Below are 22916 nucleotides of genomic sequence, written 5' to 3' on the forward strand. Positions count from 1 at the left end.
CAAACGCGACGGCGATCGCACGGCCTCGAATTGCTTGCGCGGTGTTGACACCGCGGACGCCGCCCGATCGCGTGATCAGGCGTCGTCGACGGCGGTTTCACTGCCCCGCACCGACCGCTGATGTGCCCGGGCGCGGATCGATTCCAGGCGCGCGCGAACGACGCGCAGATGGAGGATCGGGTAGACGTTGAACAGCGCCTGGACCAACAGGAACACGCTGGCGGTTCCCGCATTCCCGGCAACGAAGAGATAGGCGATGTAGGGAGTGAACAGCACGGCGGCCCAGAAGTGCGTTGCCTCCGCCGATTCAGCTTGAGCGCTGAGCCTGGCCAGGTCGCCTGCTTCTGGCGCTTGCGAGGTGTACACGGACGCGTTCAAGCGCCGAAACGGTGAGTCCCGGAGGAACCTCCCGAACCGATGCACACCCAGTCTGCGATACGCGTCGCCAGACCGTTCGCTCGCACGGATGCCACGGAGCGACGCGGGCATTGGGAGCATGAAGATTGGCTCGGCGACCTTGGCGATGCCCAGGAAGTAGAACATCGCCAGCAACCACAGCCACGGCGACGTGATGCCGATGACCTGCGCCAGCATTCGGAAGCAGACGGCGAACACCGCAACGGTTGCCACGACCGCGAGAACGCTCCCCAGCTTGCGCACGTTCGTCATGTTCGACACCCGATGTCCGAATCAACCCGCCACGCTGCGTCCTGGACCTGGGATGGACTGTCAGGCGCGCACCGAAGGGATGGCAAGTGCCCCGACGACGGTCATGCGTGCTCACCATGCGCCCGCGCTCGGCCGAACCGCAAACCGGCTCGCCTGGGTTTGCTCCGGGTGCAGCCGACTCGTCGCGATCAGTTCTTGGGTTGATGCGGTTTCGAGTACCACATCGCGTTGACGATGACCCATCGGTCACCGAACTTGCCCATGTGGAGGAAGTCCACGAACCACGGCGTTTCCGCGCGCGCAACCGCGACGTCGCCCGCGACATCGAGCACGTAGCACGACCGGTCCCATTGCGCTCTTGGCGTCTTCAGCGCGCCCTGCCGCGTCAGCTCGACCAGTTCCTCCTTGGTCATCCGGCGTAGCTCCCGCCGCTCACCGGGCGTTTCACCTGCCACCTTCCGTTTGGCCAGGTCCGAGTGAAGCGCACGGGCAACACGGTCCGGGTTGCCTTCCAACTGGCCGTCGACGTAGTCGAAGCAGGTCGCTTCGATCGAAGCGCGGGTGGCCGCATCGACCTCCGGGACAGGCAATGCATCGGCGGTGGCCACGGCGGATGCCGCGGCAAGGACAATCGGCATGAATGGCATGGGGTCTTCCTTGAAATACCGTTGCGCGAACTGGCTTGGACGATATCAGGTCGGACGCACCGCCAGAATACGAGAAGCGGCGGCAACACAGAACGTGTGCTGCCGCCGCCGATTGGTGCTGCCATTCGCGCTGGGCGCGCCGAACCGGCAAGAACTACTTGGCCGTCATGCCGATGCAACAGCTCGTCGAAATCGGCATCAACTGCCGTGAGTTTCAGTTGGCCACAATGTACCCGGCGCAGCCGTCCGGCGTGCAAGCGTAGGCGATCCTGAATCCACTGATGGGACCGCTGTAGACCTGATGACCAAGAAGACCTGCGCGCTCTGCCAGGTAGTTGTAGTCATACTCGGGGCCGTTGCTGGGACCCACCTGGTACACATGTCCGTAGAAGTCTTCCTTCGTCTCCGGAATCCGGTTCCCGTGGCCATCGTACGTTTCTCCCGGCACACGTACATACTTCTGTACCGTCATGTCGAGCCTGAACTTGGCGGATCCGCCATCGCGGAAGCGGTAGACGATTACCGCCGGAGCCTTTGAGTAGTCGAAACCCGACTGCGTCAAGGCGCCGATTACGCCAAAGATGTAGCCTCTGATCCCCTGCTCGGTTTGCATCAGATGCGACGAGAGGTTGTATTCAAGGTCGGTGCGCTTCATCAACTCGTAGCTGTTGGCCGGCAGATTTCCTGATCCGCCCGATGAAGGCGTGACGGCGTTGGAGCGGAACGACAATGCGCCCGCGGCGGGCTCGTAGACCTGCAGATTGTTTCCATTGGTCAGTACCCGCATGTTCTCGGCGAACGCCACGATCGCCGGATCGATCGGCACGAACACGATGTCCGGGAAGTAGGGCTCTGGCTCCGGGTTGCTCATGTCGGGGATCGGCGCCTGGTTCGCGAGCCGATAGGCTTTGCCGTTTACGTAGTCGACGTAGTAGGCGTCGCCGGCACCGGCAGCCGAAAGGGTCTGCCATGCCAGATCGGCCACCTGCTCGGGGGTGCATCCATGGCATGGATACGTGGGCTTGGCGACCGCGGAAAACGATGCGGCGAATGCAACGGTAAGCGTCAACAGATTGATCAGTTTCATGCTCGTTCGTTCCTTGAATTGCCCTTGCATTGGGCGTGGAAAGGCTTCGTCCTTGTTTCAAGCAGATGAAAGGTTCACAGACGTGCGTGCGACGACGGAACACGATCTACGTTGGCCCGGAGGGCCTCGACCTCGACGTGCGTTGACTTCTCGGCCCAACACCTCAACTGGCATTGCGGTGGCTACCGCCGGTTGGTGACCTCAAGACACGCCAAGTGACAGAGCATGACTACGACGCTTCCGCGTTCCCTGCATCGACGTGTGCACTGCGGTGGGTCGATCTCGCGTTCCGGCTTGGACTGTATCCAGCACGGTGACGGCATGGATGCGCGCGTCGCCAAGCCGTGCCTGTCTTGCGGCGAAACGGTGGTTCGCCCCATGAAACGCACGATCAAGGCACCAAGCCCGCGGCTTTCGATGAGGCATGTAGCGATGCGCGAACGAGCCCCGGCGCCGAGTCGTTCATTGCATGGTGTTGCTGGTGCGGCGTTGCGACGCGTAGCGATGAAGCCTCGCTCGTCGGGCTACTGGGCGTCGGGCTTCTTGGCGTCTGCCAGCAGGGCATCCGACACCTGGATGCCCGACCACATGGCCGACGGCACGCCATAGCCGGGAAACGTGGTTTGGCCGGCCAGATAGAGGCCCTTCACGGGAGTTCGGTGCGGAAAGAACTGCCCCGGAGTTGCGCCTGGGGCGACGCCGTACAGGGCGCCTTCGTGCAGGTGACGTTGGGTTACGAAGGTTTGCGGATCCATCACCTCCACGGTCTCGATCGAGAGCGTGGGAAGCTTTTTCCGAAGGCCATCGACGTAACTCGTCACGGTTCGTTCGGTCATCGCCTCGGTCCACTGCGATGCCAATGCGATGCCGCTCACGGGGGCATAGAACTCGATGACGGCCTTTCCTTCCGGAGCGAGCTCCGGAAGCGTCCGGGTCGGATTGGTATAGGCGAGCCAACGCGGGACACCCGTTTCGCTCACGTGCATGCGTCCTTGCTCCGGCATCGGCGGTACGTGGTTGACGATGAAGGCACCGGGATCTCCGATACCTTGGCAGCCGATCTGTATCGCGATCGCCCGGTGTGACAACGGGGAACGACGCGTCTGTCGCACAAGCCGTGCAGGCACGGCCTCCTCGGGCAACAGGTGCGCCGCCAACTCGAATCCCGAGCAGGTCGCCACGACCTGGCGCGATTCGATCCGTTCGCCGGTCGACAGTTCGACGGCACACACGCGCCCGTTCGACACCTCGAGCTTGTTGGCGCGCACGCCGCGACGGATCGAAATCGAATGCTTCTCGGCAGCCCGCTCCAGTGCGGCAGGGATCATCCCCATGCCCCCGTGCGGCAGGTGGAACCCTTCTTCGAGGAGCGCCATGAAGCCGATGATCTGAGTGGCGGGCAGTCGTGCCGGAGCGGTGCCCGTGTACAACAGGGTCGAGGCAACCGCGGCTCGCACGTCCGGATCCTGGAATTGCGTGGATATCAGCCGTTCCACGCTGCCGCCCATGCGCGGCAGATGCCTCCACAACCGCCCCAGCACCCGTGGCAGCGACGGCGGTGCCGGCAGGATGTCCTGGACGAGCGCCTGATAGATCGGGCTCCAACGATTGCGGAGCGTGGCGAGTTCTCGGCGCAACGTAGCGGTTCGCTGCCGCGCATCGACGCCTTCAACGAAGGACGCTTCGACGCTCGACAGATGCACCGTGGTGCCATTGTCGAGGACAGTGCGATGCGGGTTGGCGATGGCAGCCAGCGAGACCTCCGCGTCGAAGTCGAGGCCCAGCCGGTGGAATGCCGCCTTCAGCGCCGACGGTACGGCGACGTACAACGCGCCGTTGTTGAACGTGTATCCCGAGACCTTGCGGGTCGAGCAACAGCCACCGACCGCGTCCGAGGCTTCCAGCACGGTGACCTGCCGCCCCGACCGCGCCAGGCTGAGTGCCGCACTGAGCCCGGCGAGACCGGCACCGATGACGACGACGGAGGACTTGTCGCTGCTGGACATCCTGTTTGACCTCGTGGGAGACCCGTCGTCGGGGCCGAAGCACCATAACAATTGAACATTGTCTAAAAATGTACAACGTACAATGATGGGATGCAAAGCACTTCTTCCAGCACCGGGCCGATACCCAAGCGGCAACGGACGCGCGACCGCCTGGCGCAGGTGGCCTTCGAGTTGTTCGAGACGCACGGCTACGACGCCGTCACGATGGACCAGATCGCCACGGCGGCCGAAGTCGCCCGAGGCACGCTCTACAACCACTTTGCGGTGAAGGAAGCGGTGCTCGCGTACTGGATGCATGCGCAGCTCGCACGCGATCTCACGCCTCTCATGGAGGCGGCAATGCGCCAGGCCAGCTTCAACGGCCGGGTGGGCACGGTGCTGATGGCTTCAGCAGGCTGGTGGGAAGCACATCGGCGGTATCTCGCGCCTTACGTCCGTTACCGCTTCCAACGCGTCGGGCGAGAACCACCCGCTGACCGCGGGCGCCCTACGTCCGACATGGTGACGGTCTACGCGTCACTCATCGAACAGGGCCAGAAGAGCGGCGAGCTTCGCCAGGACGCATCCGTCGCGCAGCTCGCCTTGTACCTCCACTACCTCACTCTTTGCGCACTGATGCGCTGGCTTGCCGATCCGGACCTGTCGTTGGCGGAGGAATTCGCCGACGTCGTGGCGTTCTTCCACCAAGGCGCAATGGCGCGGGTGCCGTGACCCCGCCGTTGAGCACGCGACGCGAGCAGGTCACGTCAGCTGCGCCCGCAATTGTCAGGTGAACAACTTGAGCTTGTCGCGATAGCTGCGCGACAGCTTCAGCTCATGTCCCGAATCGAGCACGAGAAAGTACTCACCATTGACGTGTGGCCGCATCTGATCGACGCGCTCCAGGTTGACGATGGTGGAGCGGTGGATGCGCGCAAATTTCCGCGGATCCAGGCGCCGCTCGAGTTGCTGCATCGTGCCGCGCAAGACGTGGGTTTCATCGCCCGCGTGGATGCACATGTAGTCGCCTGCCGCATCAATCCAGCGGATCGAGGCGACATCGATGCGCACCATGCGGTTGCCGTCCTTGATCGTCAACCTGCCGCCAGCACCTGGGTCCTCATCGCCGAGGAACCCATCGATCCTTGATCGATGCGCTGCAGGCAGGGTGCCGATGATCTTGAGAAGACGTTCGTAGTGATCCTCGGTCTTGCGAGCAGCCAGACGCGCGCGCGCGCGCTCGACCGACTCGTCCAGGCGCACGTCGTCAACCGGTTTGAGAAGATAGTCGAGCGCGCTTGCGGCAAACGCCGCCAACGCATAGTGATCGTAGGCCGTGACGAACACCGTCAGCGGGATCTGCGTCGCCGGCAGCATGCGCAACAATCCAAAGCCGTCGATTCCCGGCATCTGTACGTCGAGGAACATCAGCTGCGGACGCAAGCTGGAAATGGCCTGCAAGGCGTGGCGGCCGTTGCCCGCCTCCCCGACGATCTCGATATCGGCGTGCCGAGCCAGCCGCAGCTCCAGCCCCCTGCGCGCCAAGGGCTCGTCGTCCACGATCAGCGTACGAATCGCCTTCATCTCACGCATCCTGCGCGACGCGGAACGGCAGTCGGATATGCACGTCCAGCCCCCCAGTTTCGCGGTTGCGGATGGCCAGGCGCTGGCGCTCACCAAACAGCACCCGCAGTCGCTCGCGTGTGTTGGCCAGACCGACGCGTGCATGGCCGTTTGACGTCACATCGGCGTCAACCAGCCCGGGCCCGTCATCTCGAAGATGCACGTCGAGCATGTCGTCGTCGAGGCGGGCGATGAGCTCGATGCGCCCGCCCTCCTCTCGTTTGGACACCGCGTGCTTTATCGCGTTCTCGACCAGCGGCTGCAGGATCAGACCCGGCACCAGCGCATCGCGAACGGCCGGCTCGATGTCCACAGCCATCTGGAGGCGCTCGCCAAAACGTACCTGCTCGATGCCAAGGTAAAGGTTGAGCGCATCGACCTCGTGCGTGAGCGCGACGTGTTGCTCCGGATCGGAGTCGAGGGAATGGCGCAGGAATGCCGAAAGGCTTGCGACCATGCGGTACGCCGTATCCCGCTTGTCATCCAGAACAAGCGTGGAGATTGCGTTGAGCGTATTGAACAGGAAGTGCGGATTGAGCTGGTACCGGAGCATCCTGATTTGCGCCGCGTGCGCCGCGTTCTGCGCGCGCAACGCGGCTTCCTTCTGCTGCTGCAGTTGCAGCGCGAACTTGATTCCAAAATAGAGCCCGCTCCACGACAGAATGATGTAGAGCGTCGAGGTGAAGTACCACAGGTAGCCGAAGATGCTGCGGATTTCGCAGTCATCGCAATAGCTGAAGGCGATCGTGACGTAGAGCTTCATCTGCAGGGCCGTGGCAAGCACCAGCAGCCCGATCGCAGCCGCCGCCATCAGTGGCACGGGCAATCCCCACAGGCGCCGATAACCCAGGCGCAACAGGCTGGTGATGACGAAACCGCAGACGGCCACGGACAACGACGCGGACACGTAGGACAACGGCTTCCCGTCGCCCATCGCCGTAGTGAAGTGGAGGATGAAGTAGCCGAGCCAGCCAACGATCTGCAAGGGCCAGAACAATCGCTTCGAGGTTGCCGTGATCGAATCGGGCAGAACGATGGAACTCATGGGGAGATTCTTCATGGCAGGCAGCCACTATGAGTTACGCCATGCCCAGTGTGAAGGCTGACGGAGCAGACGGCCCAACGCCTCGTCGCGCGTCAGCAACGCTCCATCGCAAGCGATGAAGACTTCCGCCCCCGATCCTGCCTAATAGCTGGATCGGTACCACTCAGCGACAGGGCGAATCATGTTTGCACTCTCTTTGGTTCTTGCAGCAGCAGGCGCGGCCGCGCCTGGGCCGACAAATGTCGACCCGGCGACTATCGCCGCGATCGAAGCCACCTGCTTTGATTACGTGGACGGTCAGCTCGAGGCCAATCCGGATCGCGTTGCGCGGGCATTGCATCCCGACCTCGCCAAGCGCGCGGTGATCGGGGACACGCCTTACGAACGGCTCGGCTTGCGGCGCATGTCGAAGGAAGAGCTGGTGGGCCTCACCAGGGAAGGCGCGCTGAAGACACCGAAGGAGCAATGGGAGCGCAGCTGCCGCGTGCTCGATGTGATTGGAAACACGGCGTCGGTCCGGCTGGAAACCAAATGGTTTGTCGACTATTTCCACATGGGTCGATTTGACGGCAAATGGATCATCGTCAACGCCCTGTGGCACAGCAAACCACGGTAATTCGAGCCATCGTTCGATAGGTCGCCGGTCGCCAATTCCACGTGGGGTACGTGATGAGAAGTGTGAAACTGATGGGGCTACTCTTGCTGGCGTCGGCCTGCTCGCCGATGGAAGCCGAACCTTCCGGTGCTTCGGCCAATCCGTCGGCGCTGGCGAATATGCCGGCCCCCCTGGGCGTAGCCGAGCGGCAGTTGCCGTTGCCACAGGCCAATGCGGCGCGTCTGGCGGGTGCGGGCTGGTTGTCGGGTACGCGTAACGACTACAACCTGAGCACGGATTCCGCGCAGGACCTCATGGTGTTTGCGCGTTCGGAAGCGAATTTCAAGCAGAGCCGGATCTGGTTTGCACAGAGGCAAGGAATTGGGTGGGGCGAGGTGGCCGAAGCGCCCTTCTCCGATCCGCGCTATCGCGATTCCGATCCCTGGTTGACGCCCGATGGCCAGACGCTCTACTTCGTTTCCAACCGCCCGGCCAGCGGTGAGTTGCCCAATGCCAACCTGGACATCTGGCGCGCTGCGTTGGAGGGCGGGAGTTTCGGAGTACCCGAGCGCCTCGACGCGGTTGCCAGCGATGGCGAGGAACTCGGCCCCGAATTGCACGATGGCTGGCTGTACTTCAACAGCTCACGCAAGGGTGGGCCTGCGAAGCTGGCGATCTATCGGGCGCGAATGAATGGCAGCGGCTTCGATGCGCCGCAGCCACTGGGAGCTCCGTTCAACGACGGCGCGATCCAAGGCGACTTCACCCTCTCGTCGGATGGTCGCCTGGCCGTGTTCTGGAGTCAGCGCGACGGCTCTTCGGACGCGGACCTGTTCGCAACGTGTCGTACGAAGGACGCCTGGTCTGCAGCGGTGCGCCTGCCGTCGCCGATCAATGCACCGGGCATGGATTTCACCCCGTCGTTGTCTGTCGATGACACGGAACTGCGCTTTGCCAGCATGCGCACGTCCGCGGACGCGGACGTTGCCGCCGATGTGTTGAACGGACAAGCCAACATCTACGTGGTCCCGACCTCGATGGCGATCGAGGCCACTCGGCAAGGCCTCCGATCGACCACCGGAGAATCGGGCCCCGAAGGCTGCGATTGGCCCGGCGTGTGACGCTTCCACGACGGCCCGACCCACCGGGCCACGAAACGACTCGCAAGTGACGCGCTACCGGCCGTTGCGGTGAGTGGTCACGGGTGAAGCCGTGAACCAGGCCGTCACGCCGTTGCGAATCGTCACTCGGCGGCAAGTGGGATCTGAACTAGGTCGTATTGGGTAGTGACTGCAGGCGCATCACGGTCTAGACACGGAGGAGTCGCCGTCAAGGAAGCCGTTGATGAAATCCTCGATATTTGCGGCGGAACTAGCAACCGCCGCGAGAGCAAGGAGGAAGCAGAAGAACCTGACCGCGCCCTTGTGGCTCGCCACGTAGGCCATGGCGCGGTTGCGAATCGCTTGAAGCATCTTCTGTCTCCATCCTGTGGTGTGGTTGCCTGACGCCTCAAGCGGAGCCGCGAAGCGGCGATAGCCTGATCGAATTGCTAGATGCCACCGCCGGGTAGCCGCTTGCGGACAAGATGGACTACCGCGTCACCGTAGCTGACCGTGCCAACCTGGTGTGCGTCACCGGACAAGGCGGCCAAGATCCGGTCGGGAACCTGCACATCCCATTGAGCGCCGGCAAAGTCATTCGGGTAAGGCGTGCCGTTCGGATTGAGCGAATGTGCGTAAACCGCATTGTCCATCGTACCTTCGCAGATGGTCGCCCAGAGCTGGATTGGCTCTCGCCGGTTCTGGGCACGTTGCTCAAGGTAACGCAGCACCCGGACCGTCGTTGCCGCCGCATCCGCCTGATTTTCAGGCTTCGCGTCCCCTCGCCCCTGCCAGTCCACGTGAGTGTGCCAACAATCGAACCAGCTGGAGAGATCCAAGCCATCGATACTTCGGCAAGCTCGCGCCTCAGACCGAGCCCAATAGCTGGCCATCCTCTTCCGATACCGACGATCCATCCGCGATCCCCGCGCCTGAGTTAAGCCGAACCGCGAGGCGGCTTGGACGTGAATGAGTTTCCAGGCGTCACTTGGGAGACCTTCCAAGTTTTACCGACAGCAACGAAACAAGAAGGCATACGGCAAAGCCAACGGCGGCGACGGCAAATGGCGCCAGCCAGTCGCCGGTCGGCTGCATGCGGAGATAGCAAACAAAATTCGCGGGACAAGCGATGCGGACGTGATACCACGCCAGAGCAGCCACAGCCGCGGTGGAGACGCCGGCAACCGTCAGGAACAGAACCGCGGCGCGTTTGAGAACATTAAGCAGCATGAGTGAAGGTCTGACGCATGAATTACGCCGAGCCACGAAGCAGCTTCGACTTGAATGAATTCTTAGACATCGATCCCAGGATCTTGTGATGCATTGTCGGCCGCTCTGATGAGCAATGAGCATAGCCAGGCGAAGCCGGTGACGATGAATAGCACGACAAACAGCGCAACCAAGAACAGTTCAACCAGCCCATCCGCGGATGTGGTGTGGTCTGTATGAGACGCGGCCAGAAGCGACAACAGCAGGATGGCAACGCCGAAGTTGATCCAAAAAGCCTTCCATGAGCGGTGAGCCGTGAACACAGCCACGCCAAAGTAGATCAGGAAGCCCGACAGGATGCCAATGGCTATACCCATTGGCGCCTCCCAGCGCATGGCCGATCCGCGAAGCGGCTTTGGATTGAAAGCCACATCTGCGAGTCACTCGAAGGCCGAGAGGATCAAATCATGGAGTTCCTGACCCATTGACGGGAGCGCCAATGACGCGGCGCCGCCCAAAACCGCAAAACCGATGATGGCTTGCGGCCAAACGCGGCTGGTGGGCCAAAAAGCGTTGATCACCACCCCTACGCCGCCAAAGACCAGGAAACACAAGAGAAATCTGCCCAACGGAGCCACATTTTCCACAAACGCCGCATGCGCCATTCCCGTCGAACCGGAATATGCGATCCCAGACACGACATAAAAGATGACTTTGGCAACGACCACGGCAAAGAGCAAAGCAAAGAAAAAGACTGTTGCCAGTGCGCCTCGAAGGAGAAGGTGCTTGAGTGTCATTTTGGCCACGCGCTCGAAGTTGAGCCGAACCGCGAAGTGGCTCGGGTTGAACGAACTTTTGGACGTACGTCAGCAGGAAAATCAACACACAGGCGAACCCACGGCGCAGAACTCGCGCCACCAGCGGTCAACAGCCGGTGAATGTGTCAGAAGGCTTGGTTACCCGATTGCGTCTTCGGTGATCCGCACGTGCGCATCGGTGACGTGGATGCCATGCACCTCGATGTCGTGCAAACAGTCGTCGACGTCCACGCCGGGAGTGGGCACGCCCGTCTGCAGCTCGACTGCCTTGAAGGCGTCCCAAGGCGCGTATTTGGTTGGAAGGTTGGCTCCCGATGCGTCGGTCGTGAAAGCGAATACGCGCCCCGGGCCCCTGAAAATGTGTACCTGCATGCTGCGATTCCTTTTGCGATAGATGGATGGACCTTGGTCCGGTTGTACGTCTGGCGCCACATCGCAGCCGTCGGGCCGGCTGGTGCTCTGATGACTTACGCGTCTCGCCACCAGCGTTCGCTGGCATGCGGCGCCTCCAGGCCGATGCGCTAGCACATCGTTGGAGCGGCCATCGGAATGTTGCGTGCGTCGCCCAACCCCGCAGTTTCGGTGGCATGCCAGAAGATGGGAATTGCGGGGACGGTGCTTGCTTGAGTGGTGGCCACCAGCAACCAAATAGCTGGCTCAATTCATTGATTTCAATACATTGCCACCAGATGGAACAGCGCCGTTACTCGCAAAATTACTCACATTCTGCGGCTGTCGCTACCTGAGTCACACCTGGCGTCTCCCAAATGATGCCCGCTCAAATGAGAAGCGCCAAGAGATTGAGCGCGCTCAACCAGCCCCACGGCTTCGTTGCTCGCGCCTGCCCCTCTGGATGCCGAGCGGAGCAAGGGTTGGCGCCTTCATCGCGGACAGTAGCCGAGCTAAATGCCAGGCTGGAGGAGCGCGTACTTCGCACACCGCCATGATGTGAGGGGTGGGATCTATCAAATTTGGGCCGGAAACGCCCTGTTTGCGCGGGCTTCCATTCCGCAAGATCGGAAGTTCCCCCAAAGTTGCCCCCACGTTGCACGTGCTGGACTCGCTCCGGCGCGGCCCGCGTTACACCCTTTCCCTGCAGCCTGTAATCCATACACCCTCCGTTGCGTGGCTGTAACGCGAGGGTGGTCGCCCGGGCAGCCGAAAGCTATCAGGCAAGTAGCTGATTCCGCGTAGAAATTCTTCGTTGGCGCCCGCGTCGGAGGAGCGCATACTTCGCGCACCGCCTCAATTGAGGGGCAGAACTAAGCGTTAGGCCCGTGCAGATAGATCTCTGGCACTTCGAAGACTTTAAGGGCAGCGATACGCTGGTCCTGTCGGGCCAGCCCGAAGCAATTGATGCCTTGGCCGGTGTACTGGAAGCACTTGCGGGTTCCGAGAAGCTTGGCATCGCACTGGAGAGCCACTTGCCTGTCGTTGGTTTTGGCCAACTGTTCGTTCTCAAAGAACCCGTACCGGTCACAGGTCAGTTCAGGTGGTTGGTCCCAGCGTCGGAACTCTTGGCCGTAGCTGCGCGGGTCCGAGCCGTTGCAGCCGGAGCGCCTGCCCACCAGTATTTCGAACTCCTCGAGCCGGAAACGACCCTTCTCGTCACGGCAGGGGAGTACCCGTCGGAGTGGTTCGGGCACGGGCCGAACAATTCATTCAAGCCGAAGCCGCTTCGCGGCTCGGCTTAATTCAGGCGTTAGAGCTCACATGCGAAACCCTTTCGCTTCCCTGCTTAAAGCCTCGCCACGTAATCCAACATCACCGTTGAAAATGGCATTTCAGCGTTCGCGCGAGCAGCGAAATATCGACCTCGTCTGGGCAGTTCTAAGAGAGACAAAGCTTTTTGTAGTAGTCGCTGCTGACCCATCGACCACAGATCAGAAAGAGTGCTACTTCTTAACCAAATCGCCAAACCCTGACCGTTGGTGCGTAACAGTGTCCGAGCGACATGATGCTTTGGACAAGGTTCCATGGCCAAAGAAGGAAATCTCCGGGCAGGAGCTGATGAGAGATATAGAGCCTGCCATAGAGATAGTCGTCGTCTATCCAGATGGTGGCGACTACATCACCAGAGAGCAACTCGAGTGGTATCGGCAACTCGGGTGAGTCGTTGTTCCACTGCAGCAACTCACCGACTGGCACGTTGCGGGTCGGCTTAATTTAGGCGTTAGGGGGCACGTGGTAGACCGCTATTACTTCGACAGATCAAAGCCATTCTACCCACTCGTGATTTCGTATCTGGCGAAGTTGCATGGGCTGAAGGCTACGCTGTACTTTCGCTCGTCTACGGGTATCCGTGCAGATATTCGGCCCGAAAACGAGAGATTGAAACTGCTCGGACCATTGGACCTGAGAGTCCGTGGCGATCACGAGCCCCTCAGCATCTCAGCGGAGCACGTCGCGGATGAGCTCGCCAACAATTTGAGCTATCTGCTACCCATCTACGTGCAATCGGTCCAATCGATTCTGGCAGGCGCGCATGAAGCAATCCGCCAAGCTGGAACTTCCACCGGAGCGATTGAATTTCTGCGCCACGCCAGGAACGCAGCAGATCATAACGGCTACTGGCGCCTGCTCAACGGTGAGCCAAGGCGCCCGGCCGAGTGGCGGGGTCTGGTACTGTCTGCCTCGGACCACGGAACAGCGTTATTGAGGCTGTTTGACCAGCCAGGTTCGCTAGAGTTGGGAGACCCCATTGCACTGCTGTGGGACATTGAGCAGGAGTGCGCGGGTGCCCCCTAACAATTCATTCAAGCCGAAGCCGCTTCGCGGCTCGGCTTAACTCAGGCGTTAGACGCGCATGGAGAGTATGGCAAAATTCTTCTTGGCATTCGTACTCTTGGTCGCACCGCTGGCCGTAGAGGCGACCAGCACCTTTATCGAGGGGGCCCGCCCGCCACCGTGACCAAACGGGCAGACGATCATCTATTCGATATCTACGTCACGCCTCCCAAGGCAACCGCCTCATATTCACCGGCTGAGATTCAGATTTATCTCCGGCGGGAGTACCCGGACTACATGCACGTACGACTTGCCCAAGACTTGGCTCCTGGCGACCGGATTCACGCAAGAATCGAAATTTCGCCAGAGCACGAGGCTCGTTACTCGGTGTACGTTTATGACCATCGGGCTGACCGAGACCTCCTACTGTTCAACGGCAACCTTAAGAGCTTGGGTCGCGAGTAGCGCGCCTAACAATTCATTCAAGCCGCAACCGCTTCGCGGCTCGGCTTAATTTCAGGCGTTAGGCCCCTATGGGAGAGCACGATGATTGATCTTCAGGCGAGCGATATCCGGACCCTCATCCCTTCCCAAGACTTTGGCATGGCCAAGGACTTCTACTCGGCGCTGGGTTGCGAGCTAGAGTGGTCTGACGAGAATATTGCGCTGTTCGCTCTCGCGGACCGCCGGTTCTACCTGCAGCGCTACTACGCGAAGGATTGGGCTGAGAACTGCATGCTCCATGTGTCTGTGCAAGATGCGGTGGACTGCTTTAACAGGATCAAGGAGCTCGTAGATTCCGGCAGCTTTCCTGGCGCTCGGGTGGCACCGCCCAAGGAGGAGCCGTACGGGGCATTGGTCACCTACGTTTGGGATCCGTCCGGCGTGTTGCTCCATCTGGCCCAATGGGCGGGGCCTAACAGTTCATTCAAGCCGAAGCCGCTTCGCGGCTCGGCTTAATTTCAGGCGTTAGGCGGCACAGAACCATGGACGACGGTGTTTTCTCCTGGAAGCAAGAAGGCGTCCTCTCGCTCTGGCGGTACACGGAGTTCCGGAACAAGTTTGGAGGCTGGCACCTCACCGGAAATGACGCTGGCGTTGAGTCGCTACTGTCACTCTTGCGGCTGCTGGCTGGTGATCCGGGCGCCTACCGCACGGTAACGGTCACCCCTCCATCCGCTTCAATTCTGCGCGTCCCGAACTACCAGCAAGGCGATGCGCTCTGGGCTGCACCATCTAAATGGCGCCTCCAGTGCGCTCCGAGTGGCAACGCAGACACGTGGAAATTTCCTCTGGAGCTGGAGCCTGCAGCACTTACCATCAGTGAGGCGTACCTCCCAGCGCTCATCGCCGGGCTCGATGGCATCCCAAAGGGCGAAGGTGACTTTTGCATTGGGCGTCCGGGCCAAGGCAACTTGGCGCTGTGGTTCTGGTGGTGGCCGGGTGCCGCCTAACAATTCATTCAAGCCGAAACCGCTTCGCGGTTCGGCTTAGTTTAGGCGTTAGGCCCCACGGAGGGCGCATGGCGGACATCAAGTTCACGGAAGACGAGAAAGCTCTCATCGTCCGCAAGATCCAGCTCTACTTCACAGAAGAACTAAAGCAAGAGATCGGACGCTTTGACGCGGAATTCCTGCTGGACTTTTTCTCCGGCGAGGTTGGCCCATACTTTTACAATCGCGGCCTTTACGATGCGCAGGCCATCCTCTCAAGCAAGCTGGAAGATTTGGGTGACGCCATCTATCTCCTTGAGCGCCCTACCGAGTTCCGGAAATGATCGAAATCCTTGGTGCACTGTGGTCTTCTGCTCAGCGCAGCTATCGGGGCCGTGGCAGTAAGCAGGTGGGCCCTAACATTCATTCAAGCCGAAACCGCTTCGCGGTTCGGCTTAATTCAGGCGTTAGGCCTCATAAGAACGTTCACTACGACTTTTGCAGACGAGCACGATGATCCGCCGCTTGACGCTGATGACCTGCGGGCAGTTGCTGCGCTTACCCAAGACGACCTTCGCGCAATAGATCGAGCCCTTCTGGCCAGTAGCAGCGCAGACTGGCGAAAGGTCGCCCTTGTTGCAGCTGTTGCAATGGACGCATATCCGGACCAGTACGATGGCATTCCAGATGTGTTCTACAGCCAACGTGTCAGAGATCTGGTCTCAAGTGGCTACCTGGAGGCACGGGGTAATCTGTACCGCATGCGCTTCAGTGAGGTTCGCCTCACTCCTCTCGGCCTCGGGCATGAGGCCTAACAATTCATTCAAGCCGAAGCCGCTTCGCGGCTCGGCTTAATTGGGGCGCAACGGCTGCCAGGATGCAATAGGACAGCCCGGAACGACCGGGGACAAAAACACCCGAAAATACAGTGTGATAGCGTTCTTCTTGGGTCGTCCCGGGATGCTGCCGGACGATGATGTGGTGGGCCCACCAGGATTCGAACCTGGAACCAAGGGATTCGCGTGTTCCGGAGGTTTCCCTCTGGCGCGGACTATCTCTTCACCCTCCGCTGCCTGCATGGCGCGCGCAGCGGGTGGGGTGCGGGACGCTCGAGCCTGTGATCAAGGGCGCTGTAGCCCTCAGGTAGTCTCTGCACCTTCCGGCGGTGTACCGCCGGCTTGGCTCAGGGTTGCCACCGTCCGCGCATCGCGCGCCGCTGAGGTTTCCCTGAGTTCATCCCGTTCCCGTCCACGCATCACTGCGTGGCGGCACCTTTCGATGAGTCCCCTGCTCTAACCGTTGAGCTATAGGCCCGTGCATCTATCGTAACAACCCCGGCGGGATAACTCACGACGCGGCCCAGATTCCGCCGCCACGACAACGACTTCGCAAGGGGATACGCTGGCCACCCTTTGGAGGAGTACGCCATGGATACCAAGCAGATTGCCGACCGACTGGTCGAGCTGTGCCGCGAAGGCAAGTACGAGCAGGCCCAGCAGGAGCTCTACGGCGAGGACGCCGTCAGCATCGAGATGGACGGGTTGCCGCCGGGCGCGCTGGGCAACGCGAGCGGGATGGACGCGATCCGCGAGAAGGGCCGCAGGTGGTCGGAGAACATCGTCGAGGTCCACGGCGGCAGCGTCAGCGACCCGATCGTCGCAGGCGACTGGTTCAGCGTCGCCATGGCCATCGACGCCACGTACAAGGACATGGGCCGGATGCCGATGGAGGAGATCTGCGTGTACCGCGTGCGCGACGGCAAGATCGTGCACGAGCAGTTCTTCTACCCGACCAGCTGAAGCCCGCCGGCCAACGCCCGTAACCGCCAGGCCTGCGCACGCAGGGCCCGGAAACACAAAGCCCCGCACATGGCGGGGCTTTGTGTTGCACCACCCGGGGACCCGGGTGGCTGCGGTCGATGTCGAGGTCAGTCGATGTCGAGGAACGAGCGCAGCTGCTCGCTGCGGCTCGGGTGACGCAGCTTGCGCAGCGCCTTGGCCTCGATCTGACGGATGCGCTCGCGGGTGACATCGAACTGCTTGCCGACTTCCTCGAGGGTGTGGTCGGTATTCATGTCGATGCCGAAGCGCATGCGCAGCACCTTGGCTTCCCTCGGGGTCAGCCCGGCGAGCACGTCGCGGACCGTCTCGGTGAGGTTGATGTTGGTGGTCGCCTCGACCGGCGATTCGACGTTGGTGTCCTCGATGAAATCGCCGAGGTGGGAATCCTCGTCGTCGCCGATCGGCGTCTCCATCGAGATCGGTTCCTTGGCGATCTTCATGACCTTGCGGATCTTGTCCTCGGGCATGTCCATCTCTTTCGCCAACTCTTCCGGCGTCGCCTCGCGGCCGTACTGCTGCAGCATCTGCCGGCTGATGCGATTGAGCTTGTTGATCGTCTCGATCATGTGCACCGGGATACGGATGGTGCGCGCCTGGTCGGCGATCGAGCGGGTGATCGCCTGGCGGATCCACCACGTGGCGTACGTCGAGAACTTGAAGCCGCGGCGGAACTCGAACTTGTCCACGGCCTTCATCAGGCCGATGTTGCCTTCCTGGATCAGGTCGAGGAACTGCAGGCCGCGGTTGGTGTACTTCTTGGCGATCGAGATGACCAGACGCAGGTTGGCCTCGACCATCTCCTTCTTGGCCTTGCGGGCCTTGGCCTCGCCGTAGGCCATCGCGCGGCTGATTTCCTTGAGGTCGGCCAGCGTCACCAGCATCTTCTGCTCGAGCTCGATGGTCGACTGCTGCTCGACGATGATCTGGTCCTTGACGTCACGCAGGCCCGAAGACCACTTCTGCTTGCGCTTGAGCAGCTCTTCGACCCACTCGAGGTTGGTCTGGTTGCCGTCCCACGCGCGGATGAAATCCTTGCGCGGCATCTTGGCGATGCGCGTGCACAGATCGAGGATGCGGCGTTCGTGATCCTTCACGCGGCCCTGGACCTCGCGCAGGTTGCGCACCAGCACGTCGGTCAGCGGCAGCGGCAGCTTGAGGGTGACGAACACCTCGGCCATTTCCTCGCGCAGCTTGAGCACGGTCTTGTGGCTCGGGCCGTTCTTGGCGTAGGCCTTCTCGAACTTGGCGTAGTTGGCCGACATCGATTCCATGCGCGCGGCGACTTCGACCGGGTCCGGACCCGTGGGACCGGCTTCCTCGGCGACTTCGTCGTCGCCGGCGGCCTCGTCGTCGTCCGCGTCTTCCTCGGTGTCGTCGACCGCCTCGACCACCGCCGGCGGCGGAGTCGGGTCGTCAAGCTGGTCGAGGAAGCCGACCACGATCTCGGCCAGGCGCTTCTTGCCGGCCTTGTGCTGTTCGTAGTCTTCAAGCACCAGCGCGATCGTGCCGGGGAACGAGGCCAGCGAGGCCTGCACCTGGCCGAGGCCTTCTTCGATGCGCTTGGCGATGGCGATTTCGCCCTCGCGGGTCAGCAGTTCGACCGTGCCCATCTCGCGCATGTACATGCGCACCGGGTCGGTGGTGCGGCCACCTTCGGCGTCGAGACCGGTCAGTGCGGCGGCGGCTTCTTCGGCGGCGGTGTCGTCGACCTCGCGATTGCCGGTATTGCCATCGGCCAGCAGCAGGGTCTCGGCATCGGGCGCAACTTCGTGCACCTCGATGCCCATGCCGTTGATCATGCCGATGATGTCTTCGATCTGTTCCGGATCGACAAGGTCATCGGGCAGGTGATCGTTGACCTCGGCATAGGTCAGGTAGCCCTGCTCCAGGCCCTTGCTGATCAGTTGCTTGATGTCGGACTGGGGGGCCTGACGTTCGTTGGCCATGGGCTGCGCCACCGCGTTATTGGAGGGAGGGAACCGTGCATTATACCAGCGACCCGCGCCAACACGGGCGCGGAAGCGAATTTCCTGCCCGGTGGTTCAGGCCCGCAGCAGGAAGGTGACCGGTCCATCGTTGACCAGGCTGATCACCATATGGGCCCCGAACCGGCCGGTTTCCACCCCCGGGGGGTGACGCTGGCGGCAGGTCGCCAGCAGGCGGTCGAAGACCGGCTCGGCCAGCTCGGGCGCGGCCGCGGTGGTGAATCCCGGGCGCATGCCGCTGCGGGTGTCGGCGGCCAGCGTGAACTGACTGACCAGCAGCAGCCCGCCGCCGGTGTCGGTCAGCCCGAGGTTCATCCGTCCCTGCGGGTCGGCGAACACGCGGTACCCCAGCAGCCTCTCGGCCATCCGCGCCACCTGGGCCTCTCCGTCACCGGGCTCGACCCCGACCAGAGCCAGCAGCCCCGGCCCGATGGCACCGATGGTTTCGCCATCCACCCGCACCGCCGCCTCGCTGACGCGCTGGATCAGCGCCAGCATCGGTGCCTCCGCCATCCCATCCCATCCACTTCCATCGAGCCTCCAACGGCCTGTGTGTTCCCGCGCGGACGCCCGGCCGGGCGCCTCGTCAGGCAGCGCGCACGACGGCGATGCCGTCCGGTGCGCAACCGCCACCGCCGGCGACTCTACCGCCAGCGGACCGGCGAGGCGCCAATCGCCGCATGCCTTCGCGCCCCACCGCAGGGGCGTGAGCCGCAAGGCAGCCGCTAGACTGCCGCAATGTCACGATGGCAAACCCTGCTGGGACAACTGGTCTACCGTCTCGCCTGGCTGGCCGGACGCCTGCCCTGGCGTCTGATGGCCACGCTCGGCGACGCCCTCGCCGCGCTGTGGCTGCGTCTGGGGGCGCGCGAGAGCCGCGTCACGCGGCGCAACCTCGAACTGGCCTGGCCCGAGTTGCTGCCCGCCGAGCGCGACGACCTGCAGCGCGCGATCCTGCGCACCACGGCGCGCCAGGCGCTCGAAACCCTGCGCCTGTGGACCCACCCGCACGCCGAGAATCTGGCACTGATCCGCGAGACCCACGGCCTGCAGCACTTCGACGCCGCGCTCGCCGCCGGTCGCGGGCTGATCGTCGCCGCCCCCCACCACGGCAACTGGGAGCTGCTGAACCAGTGGCTGGCCGAACGCACACCGTTGGCCATCCTGTACCGCCCACCGGAATCGGCCATCGGCGAGGCCTTCCTCAACCGCGTGCGTGCGGCCGGCGGCAACGCCGCGCGGGTGACCCAGGTGCGCGCCGAAGGGCCGGCGGTGCGCCAGCTGTTCAAGGTGATCAACGGCGGCGGCGTGGTGGGGATCCTGCCCGATCAGCAACCCAAGGCAGGCGATGGCGAGTTCGCGCCGTTCTTCGGTGTGCAGGCGCTGACGATGACCCTGCTCGGCCGGCTGGCCGAGCGCACCGGCGCCGCCGTGTTGTTCGCGTGGTGCGAACGCCTCGACGCCGGCAGCCACGGCCGCCCGCCGAGCTTCGCGCTGCACATCGAGCCGGCCCCGGCGGCGGTGGCCGCTGCCGATCCGCTCGCGGCAACCACCGCGCTCAATGCGGCGGTGGAGCGCATCGCGCGGCGTGCGCCCGCGCAATACCAGTGGACCTACAAACGCTTTACGCTGCGGCCGCCGGGTAGTGGCGAGGACAATCCCTACTACGGCCACTAAGGTCGCATCGCGCGACCGTGATCGCTCACGAACCAGGGGATGTTCGATGCGCCGACGGGTGCCGTTTTTTGCCTTCCCAGCCCGGCCCGCCACCGCGGGCGGTGGGCCCGGGACGATGGACACGATCGACACCGGCAGAGGCCGCCACGCGGAGCGCCGCGCAACGCGCATGATCATCGCGCCGGCCCCGTGCCAGCACGCCGACCATCGCGAGCGTGCACCGTGAGCGACATCGCGACCCACGCGCCCAATGCAACCGATGCCGCGACGGATCCGGGCGACTGGCAGCGCATGCCCGAGCGCGCGCGCAACCTCACCATGTTCGGCAACGCACTGGGTTTCGCCATTCCCGGCGCGATCATCGGCGGCATCGCGGCGCTGATCGGCAACCTCGGATTGCAGCCGCTCTGGTTCGCCTCCACCGTCGCCCTGGGCGCCCTGGTGGGGGCGGTGTTCGGCGCCTGGCTCGGCCTCAAACACCATCGCCATACCTTCTGGCGGCTCGATGCCGATGGCCTGGCGCTTCGCCATGGTCGGTTGTGGCAGCACGAGACGCGCGTGCCGGCCAGCCGCGTGCAGCATCTCGACCTCAAGCGCGGCCCGCTCCAGCGCCGGCAGCGCCTGGCCACGCTCGTGGTGCACACCGCTGGCACGCGCCACAGCGCCGTCCAGGTCTTCAACCTCGACGAAGGCGATGCCGAACGCCTGCGCGACCGCCTCGCACGCCAGATCGACCACGACGACGATGCCTGAGCCCGGAAACGACGACAGCGCCGCGGCACCGGGCAGCGGTGGAACGCCTCGCGCCCCCGCTGGAATCGCCGATGCGACGGCCGCCGTGAACGCGCCGGCTACCGAGGGCACCGCGCCGGATTCCGTCCGCGAGCCCGTCGCCGCCCCCACGCCAGCACCGGCTCCCGAGCCCATCGGCCGAGCCGGCGCCGACGACGAGCCGCTGGCGCACGCCGAACGCCGACTGCACCCGATGTCGTGGCTGTTCGTGCTGCTCCAGCAGCTGCGCCAGTTCGTGATCCCGTTGCTTGCGCTGCTGGTGTTCGGGCGCGGCGACCGCAACGAGCTGTGGCCGCTGATCGGCGTCGGCGCGCTGGTGCTGTTGTCGGTGTGGAGCTACTTCACCTACCGCTATGGCGTGACCGCCGACAGCCTCGTGGTGCGCAGCGGCCTGCTCGAACGCAGCCTGCGCGTGATCCCGTTCGCGCGGATCCACAACGTCGCCGTGCAGCAGTCGCTGCTGCACCGGCTGTTCGGGGTGGCCGAGGTGCGCCTGGAATCGGCCGGCGGCACCAAGCCCGAGGCCGAGATGCGGGTACTCAAGTACGCCGATGCGATCGCGCTGGAGGCGCTGGTGCGCCACCGCGGCCTGCAGGTCGCCCCATCGCAGGCCGAATCGGCGAACGAACCCTCGCCGGTGCTGCTGGCGATGTCGACCGCCGAGGTGCTGCGCCATGGACTGGTGTCCAACCGCGGCATGGTCGTGCTCGGCGCCGGCGCCGCGGCGCTGGCCCAGTTCAGCCCGAAGCTCATGCCGCAGATGCTCAAGCGCTGGGGAGAGGCACTGTTCGGCTACGGCGACAGCCATGGCTACGGGATACCCGACTACGTGCTGGTCGGCCTGAGCCTGGCGGTGCTGCTGGTCGTGGTGCTGCGACTGTTCTCGATGGTGCTGGCGCTGTTGCAGTACCACGGATTCCGACTGGTCGAGCATGGCCGGCGGCTGACCGTCGAACGTGGCCTGCTGGCGCGCTGGCGTACTTCTGCCTCGCGCCGTCGCATCCAGGCGTGGACCCTGCGGGAAAGCCAGATGCACCGCCTGCTGCGACGCCGCAGCCTCGAGATCGACACCGCCGCGCGCGAGGAAGGCAACGGCCAGCAACGTGCGCTGCGCGAGCTGGCCCCCATCGCGACGCCGGACGCCTGCGACGCCCTGATCGAACACCTGCTGCCACGCGCGGGTTGGGCCGCGCTGGACTGGCGGGCGCTGCCGGCGTCGAACTGGTGGCGGTTGTTCGCCCCACACCTGCCCTGGCTGCTGTTGGCCACCGGTTTGCTGTGCCTGCGCGTGGGCAGTTGGGGTCTTCTGGCACTGCTGTGGCTGCCGTGGGCGGTGCTGTTGTCGCGCCAGCAGGCGCGGCGCATGGCCTGGGCGTGCAACGCCGAGCTGGTTGCGGTGCGCGGCGGCTGGTGGAGCCGGCACTGGCGCTTCGCCGAGATCGACAAGCTGCAGGCATTGCGCCTGTCGCGATCGCCCCTCGATCGGCGCTGCGGCACCGCGACGCTGTCGCTGGACACCGCCGGAAGTGGCGCGATGGCGCCGCCGCTGCAGATCCGCTTCCTGCCCGAGGCGCAGGCGCAGGCGCTGTACGCGCGCTTGGCGCACGAACTGGCGAAACGGCCGCTGCGGTGGTGAGTCGGTCAGTGAGTCGTTCAACCCAGGACGCGAGCGCACCGGTTGCC

At 63.3% G+C, this 22916-nt stretch carries 28 protein-coding genes; 14 read left to right on the plus strand and 14 right to left on the minus strand.

From position 1 onward, the window contains the following. Window positions 1-75 precede the first annotated feature (75 nt). From EER27_RS08875 to EER27_RS08890, 4 genes are all read right to left on the minus strand, one after another. On the minus strand, window positions 76-669 hold the full coding sequence (locus EER27_RS08875) for a glycosyl-4,4'-diaponeurosporenoate acyltransferase CrtO family protein (RefSeq protein WP_123087656.1): 594 nt from the start codon (window positions 667-669) through the stop codon (window positions 76-78). A gap of 188 nt (window positions 670-857) precedes the next feature. Further along, window positions 858-1316, minus strand: a complete 459-nt coding sequence (locus EER27_RS08880) for a nuclear transport factor 2 family protein (RefSeq protein ID WP_123087657.1) — start codon at window positions 1314-1316, stop codon at window positions 858-860. A gap of 214 nt (window positions 1317-1530) precedes the next feature. Further along, window positions 1531-2403, minus strand: coding sequence for a hypothetical protein (locus EER27_RS08885; protein WP_123087658.1), 873 nt, complete (start codon window positions 2401-2403; stop codon window positions 1531-1533). A 524-nt stretch (window positions 2404-2927) separates the two neighbouring features. Next, window positions 2928-4409: a phytoene desaturase family protein gene (locus EER27_RS08890; protein ID WP_123087659.1), complete on the minus strand. Its 1482-nt coding sequence runs from the start codon at window positions 4407-4409 to the stop codon at window positions 2928-2930. 90 nt (window positions 4410-4499) lie between these two features. Between EER27_RS08890 and EER27_RS08895 the strand changes: the two genes are divergently transcribed. Further along, window positions 4500-5120, plus strand: coding sequence for a TetR/AcrR family transcriptional regulator (locus EER27_RS08895; protein WP_123087660.1), 621 nt, complete (start codon window positions 4500-4502; stop codon window positions 5118-5120). Window positions 5121-5174: 54 nt separating this feature from the next. Here the strand turns inward: EER27_RS08895 and EER27_RS08900 are convergent, their stop codons facing one another. Beyond that, window positions 5175-6065, minus strand: coding sequence for a LytR/AlgR family response regulator transcription factor (locus tag EER27_RS08900; protein WP_223807239.1), 891 nt, complete (start codon window positions 6063-6065; stop codon window positions 5175-5177). Next, window positions 5974-7056: a sensor histidine kinase gene (locus EER27_RS08905; RefSeq protein WP_190285711.1), complete on the minus strand. Its 1083-nt coding sequence runs from the start codon at window positions 7054-7056 to the stop codon at window positions 5974-5976. Before EER27_RS08905 ends, EER27_RS08900 begins: the two co-directional genes overlap by 92 nt. A gap of 181 nt (window positions 7057-7237) precedes the next feature. Here EER27_RS08905 and EER27_RS08910 point away from each other — a divergent pair, with 181 nt between their 5' ends. Both EER27_RS08910 and EER27_RS08915 read left to right on the plus strand, forming a co-directional pair. Further along, window positions 7238-7672, plus strand: coding sequence for a nuclear transport factor 2 family protein (locus EER27_RS08910; RefSeq protein WP_123087663.1), 435 nt, complete (start codon window positions 7238-7240; stop codon window positions 7670-7672). A 71-nt stretch (window positions 7673-7743) separates the two neighbouring features. Then, window positions 7744-8772, plus strand: a complete 1029-nt coding sequence (locus EER27_RS08915) for a TolB-like translocation protein (protein ID WP_190285712.1) — start codon at window positions 7744-7746, stop codon at window positions 8770-8772. 180 nt (window positions 8773-8952) lie between these two features. Here the strand turns inward: EER27_RS08915 and EER27_RS17075 are convergent, their stop codons facing one another. The 6 genes from EER27_RS17075 to EER27_RS08935 form a co-directional block, all read right to left on the minus strand. After that, complete coding sequence (locus EER27_RS17075; RefSeq protein WP_190285713.1) at window positions 8953-9123, minus strand: hypothetical protein; 171 nt, start codon at window positions 9121-9123, stop codon at window positions 8953-8955. A gap of 77 nt (window positions 9124-9200) precedes the next feature. Continuing rightward, a complete protein-coding gene (locus tag EER27_RS16920; protein WP_148040984.1) occupies window positions 9201-9590 on the minus strand; it encodes a hypothetical protein in 390 nt (129 codons plus the stop codon). 145 nt (window positions 9591-9735) lie between these two features. Continuing rightward, window positions 9736-9981, minus strand: coding sequence for a hypothetical protein (locus tag EER27_RS16925; RefSeq protein ID WP_148040985.1), 246 nt, complete (start codon window positions 9979-9981; stop codon window positions 9736-9738). Between the two features lie 62 nt (window positions 9982-10043). Beyond that, a complete protein-coding gene (locus tag EER27_RS08925) occupies window positions 10044-10337 on the minus strand; it encodes a hypothetical protein (RefSeq protein WP_148040986.1) in 294 nt (97 codons plus the stop codon). Window positions 10338-10400: 63 nt separating this feature from the next. Continuing rightward, window positions 10401-10757 carry a hypothetical protein gene (locus EER27_RS08930; protein WP_123087667.1) on the minus strand — a complete coding sequence of 119 codons (357 nt, stop codon included), beginning with the start codon at window positions 10755-10757 and terminating at the stop codon, window positions 10401-10403. Window positions 10758-10916: 159 nt separating this feature from the next. Beyond that, window positions 10917-11150 (minus strand): hypothetical protein, encoded by a 234-nt coding sequence (locus tag EER27_RS08935; RefSeq protein WP_123087668.1) that lies wholly within the window; start codon window positions 11148-11150, stop codon window positions 10917-10919. 905 nt (window positions 11151-12055) lie between these two features. Between EER27_RS08935 and EER27_RS08940 the strand changes: the two genes are divergently transcribed. The 8 genes from EER27_RS08940 (at window position 12056) to EER27_RS08970 (ending at window position 16737) form a co-directional block, all read left to right on the plus strand. Further along, on the plus strand, window positions 12056-12472 hold the full coding sequence (locus tag EER27_RS08940) for a hypothetical protein (RefSeq protein ID WP_123087669.1): 417 nt from the start codon (window positions 12056-12058) through the stop codon (window positions 12470-12472). A gap of 19 nt (window positions 12473-12491) precedes the next feature. Continuing rightward, a complete protein-coding gene (locus EER27_RS16930) occupies window positions 12492-12890 on the plus strand; it encodes a hypothetical protein (RefSeq protein WP_148040987.1) in 399 nt (132 codons plus the stop codon). 120 nt (window positions 12891-13010) lie between these two features. Then, window positions 13011-13526: a hypothetical protein gene (locus EER27_RS08945; RefSeq protein WP_148040988.1), complete on the plus strand. Its 516-nt coding sequence runs from the start codon at window positions 13011-13013 to the stop codon at window positions 13524-13526. Between the two features lie 525 nt (window positions 13527-14051). Beyond that, entirely contained in the window at window positions 14052-14465 is a 414-nt protein-coding gene (locus EER27_RS08950; protein WP_123087671.1) for a VOC family protein, read from the plus strand. A 26-nt stretch (window positions 14466-14491) separates the two neighbouring features. After that, window positions 14492-14959, plus strand: a complete 468-nt coding sequence (locus EER27_RS08955) for a hypothetical protein (protein WP_123087672.1) — start codon at window positions 14492-14494, stop codon at window positions 14957-14959. A gap of 68 nt (window positions 14960-15027) precedes the next feature. Further along, on the plus strand, window positions 15028-15282 hold the full coding sequence (locus tag EER27_RS08960) for a DUF2164 domain-containing protein (protein WP_123087673.1): 255 nt from the start codon (window positions 15028-15030) through the stop codon (window positions 15280-15282). 51 nt (window positions 15283-15333) lie between these two features. After that, window positions 15334-15753, plus strand: a complete 420-nt coding sequence (locus tag EER27_RS17585; RefSeq protein WP_223807252.1) for a DUF3658 domain-containing protein — start codon at window positions 15334-15336, stop codon at window positions 15751-15753. A 612-nt stretch (window positions 15754-16365) separates the two neighbouring features. Beyond that, on the plus strand, window positions 16366-16737 hold the full coding sequence (locus tag EER27_RS08970; RefSeq protein ID WP_123087815.1) for a nuclear transport factor 2 family protein: 372 nt from the start codon (window positions 16366-16368) through the stop codon (window positions 16735-16737). Window positions 16738-16865: 128 nt separating this feature from the next. On the opposite strand, the gene rpoD is transcribed toward EER27_RS08970, so the two are convergent. Together rpoD and dtd are read right to left on the minus strand one after the other, a co-directional pair. Then, window positions 16866-18725 (minus strand): RNA polymerase sigma factor RpoD, encoded by a 1860-nt coding sequence (rpoD, locus tag EER27_RS08975; RefSeq protein ID WP_123087675.1) that lies wholly within the window; start codon window positions 18723-18725, stop codon window positions 16866-16868. Between the two features lie 96 nt (window positions 18726-18821). Then, window positions 18822-19262, minus strand: coding sequence for a D-aminoacyl-tRNA deacylase (gene dtd, locus EER27_RS08980; RefSeq protein WP_123087816.1), 441 nt, complete (start codon window positions 19260-19262; stop codon window positions 18822-18824). A 240-nt stretch (window positions 19263-19502) separates the two neighbouring features. Here dtd and EER27_RS08985 point away from each other — a divergent pair, with 240 nt between their 5' ends. The 3 genes from EER27_RS08985 (at window position 19503) to EER27_RS08995 (ending at window position 22869) form a co-directional block, all read left to right on the plus strand. Beyond that, window positions 19503-20441 (plus strand): lauroyl acyltransferase, encoded by a 939-nt coding sequence (locus EER27_RS08985; RefSeq protein ID WP_123087677.1) that lies wholly within the window; start codon window positions 19503-19505, stop codon window positions 20439-20441. Between the two features lie 222 nt (window positions 20442-20663). Further along, complete coding sequence (locus tag EER27_RS08990; protein ID WP_223807240.1) at window positions 20664-21194, plus strand: PH domain-containing protein; 531 nt, start codon at window positions 20664-20666, stop codon at window positions 21192-21194. A 232-nt stretch (window positions 21195-21426) separates the two neighbouring features. Beyond that, on the plus strand, window positions 21427-22869 hold the full coding sequence (locus tag EER27_RS08995; protein ID WP_123087818.1) for a PH domain-containing protein: 1443 nt from the start codon (window positions 21427-21429) through the stop codon (window positions 22867-22869). Window positions 22870-22916: the final 47 nt, after the last annotated feature.

The sequence above is a fragment of the Montanilutibacter psychrotolerans genome (genome assembly GCF_003719825.1).
Classification (GTDB): Bacteria; Pseudomonadota; Gammaproteobacteria; order Xanthomonadales; family Xanthomonadaceae; genus Montanilutibacter; species Montanilutibacter psychrotolerans.

Coding starts and splice junctions, on each gene's coding strand:
- EER27_RS08875 (WP_123087656.1), bottom strand. CDS start 669: ATGACGAACGTGCGCAAGCTGGGGAGCGTTCTCGCGGTCGTGGCAACC.
- EER27_RS08880 (WP_123087657.1), bottom strand. CDS start 1,316: ATGCCATTCATGCCGATTGTCCTTGCCGCGGCATCCGCCGTGGCCACC.
- EER27_RS08885 (WP_123087658.1), bottom strand. CDS start 2,403: ATGAAACTGATCAATCTGTTGACGCTTACCGTTGCATTCGCCGCATCG.
- EER27_RS08890 (WP_123087659.1), bottom strand. CDS start 4,409: ATGTCCAGCAGCGACAAGTCCTCCGTCGTCGTCATCGGTGCCGGTCTC.
- EER27_RS08895 (WP_123087660.1), top strand. CDS start 4,500: ATGCAAAGCACTTCTTCCAGCACCGGGCCGATACCCAAGCGGCAACGG.
- EER27_RS08905 (WP_190285711.1), bottom strand. CDS start 7,056: ATGAGTTCCATCGTTCTGCCCGATTCGATCACGGCAACCTCGAAGCGA.
- EER27_RS08910 (WP_123087663.1), top strand. CDS start 7,238: ATGTTTGCACTCTCTTTGGTTCTTGCAGCAGCAGGCGCGGCCGCGCCT.
- EER27_RS08915 (WP_190285712.1), top strand. CDS start 7,744: ATGGGGCTACTCTTGCTGGCGTCGGCCTGCTCGCCGATGGAAGCCGAA.
- EER27_RS17075 (WP_190285713.1), bottom strand. CDS start 9,123: ATGCTTCAAGCGATTCGCAACCGCGCCATGGCCTACGTGGCGAGCCAC.
- EER27_RS16925 (WP_148040985.1), bottom strand. CDS start 9,981: ATGCTGCTTAATGTTCTCAAACGCGCCGCGGTTCTGTTCCTGACGGTT.
- EER27_RS08925 (WP_148040986.1), bottom strand. CDS start 10,337: ATGGGTATAGCCATTGGCATCCTGTCGGGCTTCCTGATCTACTTTGGC.
- EER27_RS08930 (WP_123087667.1), bottom strand. CDS start 10,757: ATGACACTCAAGCACCTTCTCCTTCGAGGCGCACTGGCAACAGTCTTT.
- EER27_RS08935 (WP_123087668.1), bottom strand. CDS start 11,150: ATGCAGGTACACATTTTCAGGGGCCCGGGGCGCGTATTCGCTTTCACG.
- EER27_RS16930 (WP_148040987.1), top strand. CDS start 12,492: ATGCGAAACCCTTTCGCTTCCCTGCTTAAAGCCTCGCCACGTAATCCA.
- EER27_RS08950 (WP_123087671.1), top strand. CDS start 14,052: ATGATTGATCTTCAGGCGAGCGATATCCGGACCCTCATCCCTTCCCAA.
- EER27_RS08955 (WP_123087672.1), top strand. CDS start 14,492: ATGGACGACGGTGTTTTCTCCTGGAAGCAAGAAGGCGTCCTCTCGCTC.
- EER27_RS08960 (WP_123087673.1), top strand. CDS start 15,028: ATGGCGGACATCAAGTTCACGGAAGACGAGAAAGCTCTCATCGTCCGC.
- EER27_RS08970 (WP_123087815.1), top strand. CDS start 16,366: ATGGATACCAAGCAGATTGCCGACCGACTGGTCGAGCTGTGCCGCGAA.
- rpoD (WP_123087675.1), bottom strand. CDS start 18,725: ATGGCCAACGAACGTCAGGCCCCCCAGTCCGACATCAAGCAACTGATC.
- dtd (WP_123087816.1), bottom strand. CDS start 19,262: ATGCTGGCGCTGATCCAGCGCGTCAGCGAGGCGGCGGTGCGGGTGGAT.
- EER27_RS08985 (WP_123087677.1), top strand. CDS start 19,503: ATGTCACGATGGCAAACCCTGCTGGGACAACTGGTCTACCGTCTCGCC.
- EER27_RS08995 (WP_123087818.1), top strand. CDS start 21,427: ATGTCGTGGCTGTTCGTGCTGCTCCAGCAGCTGCGCCAGTTCGTGATC.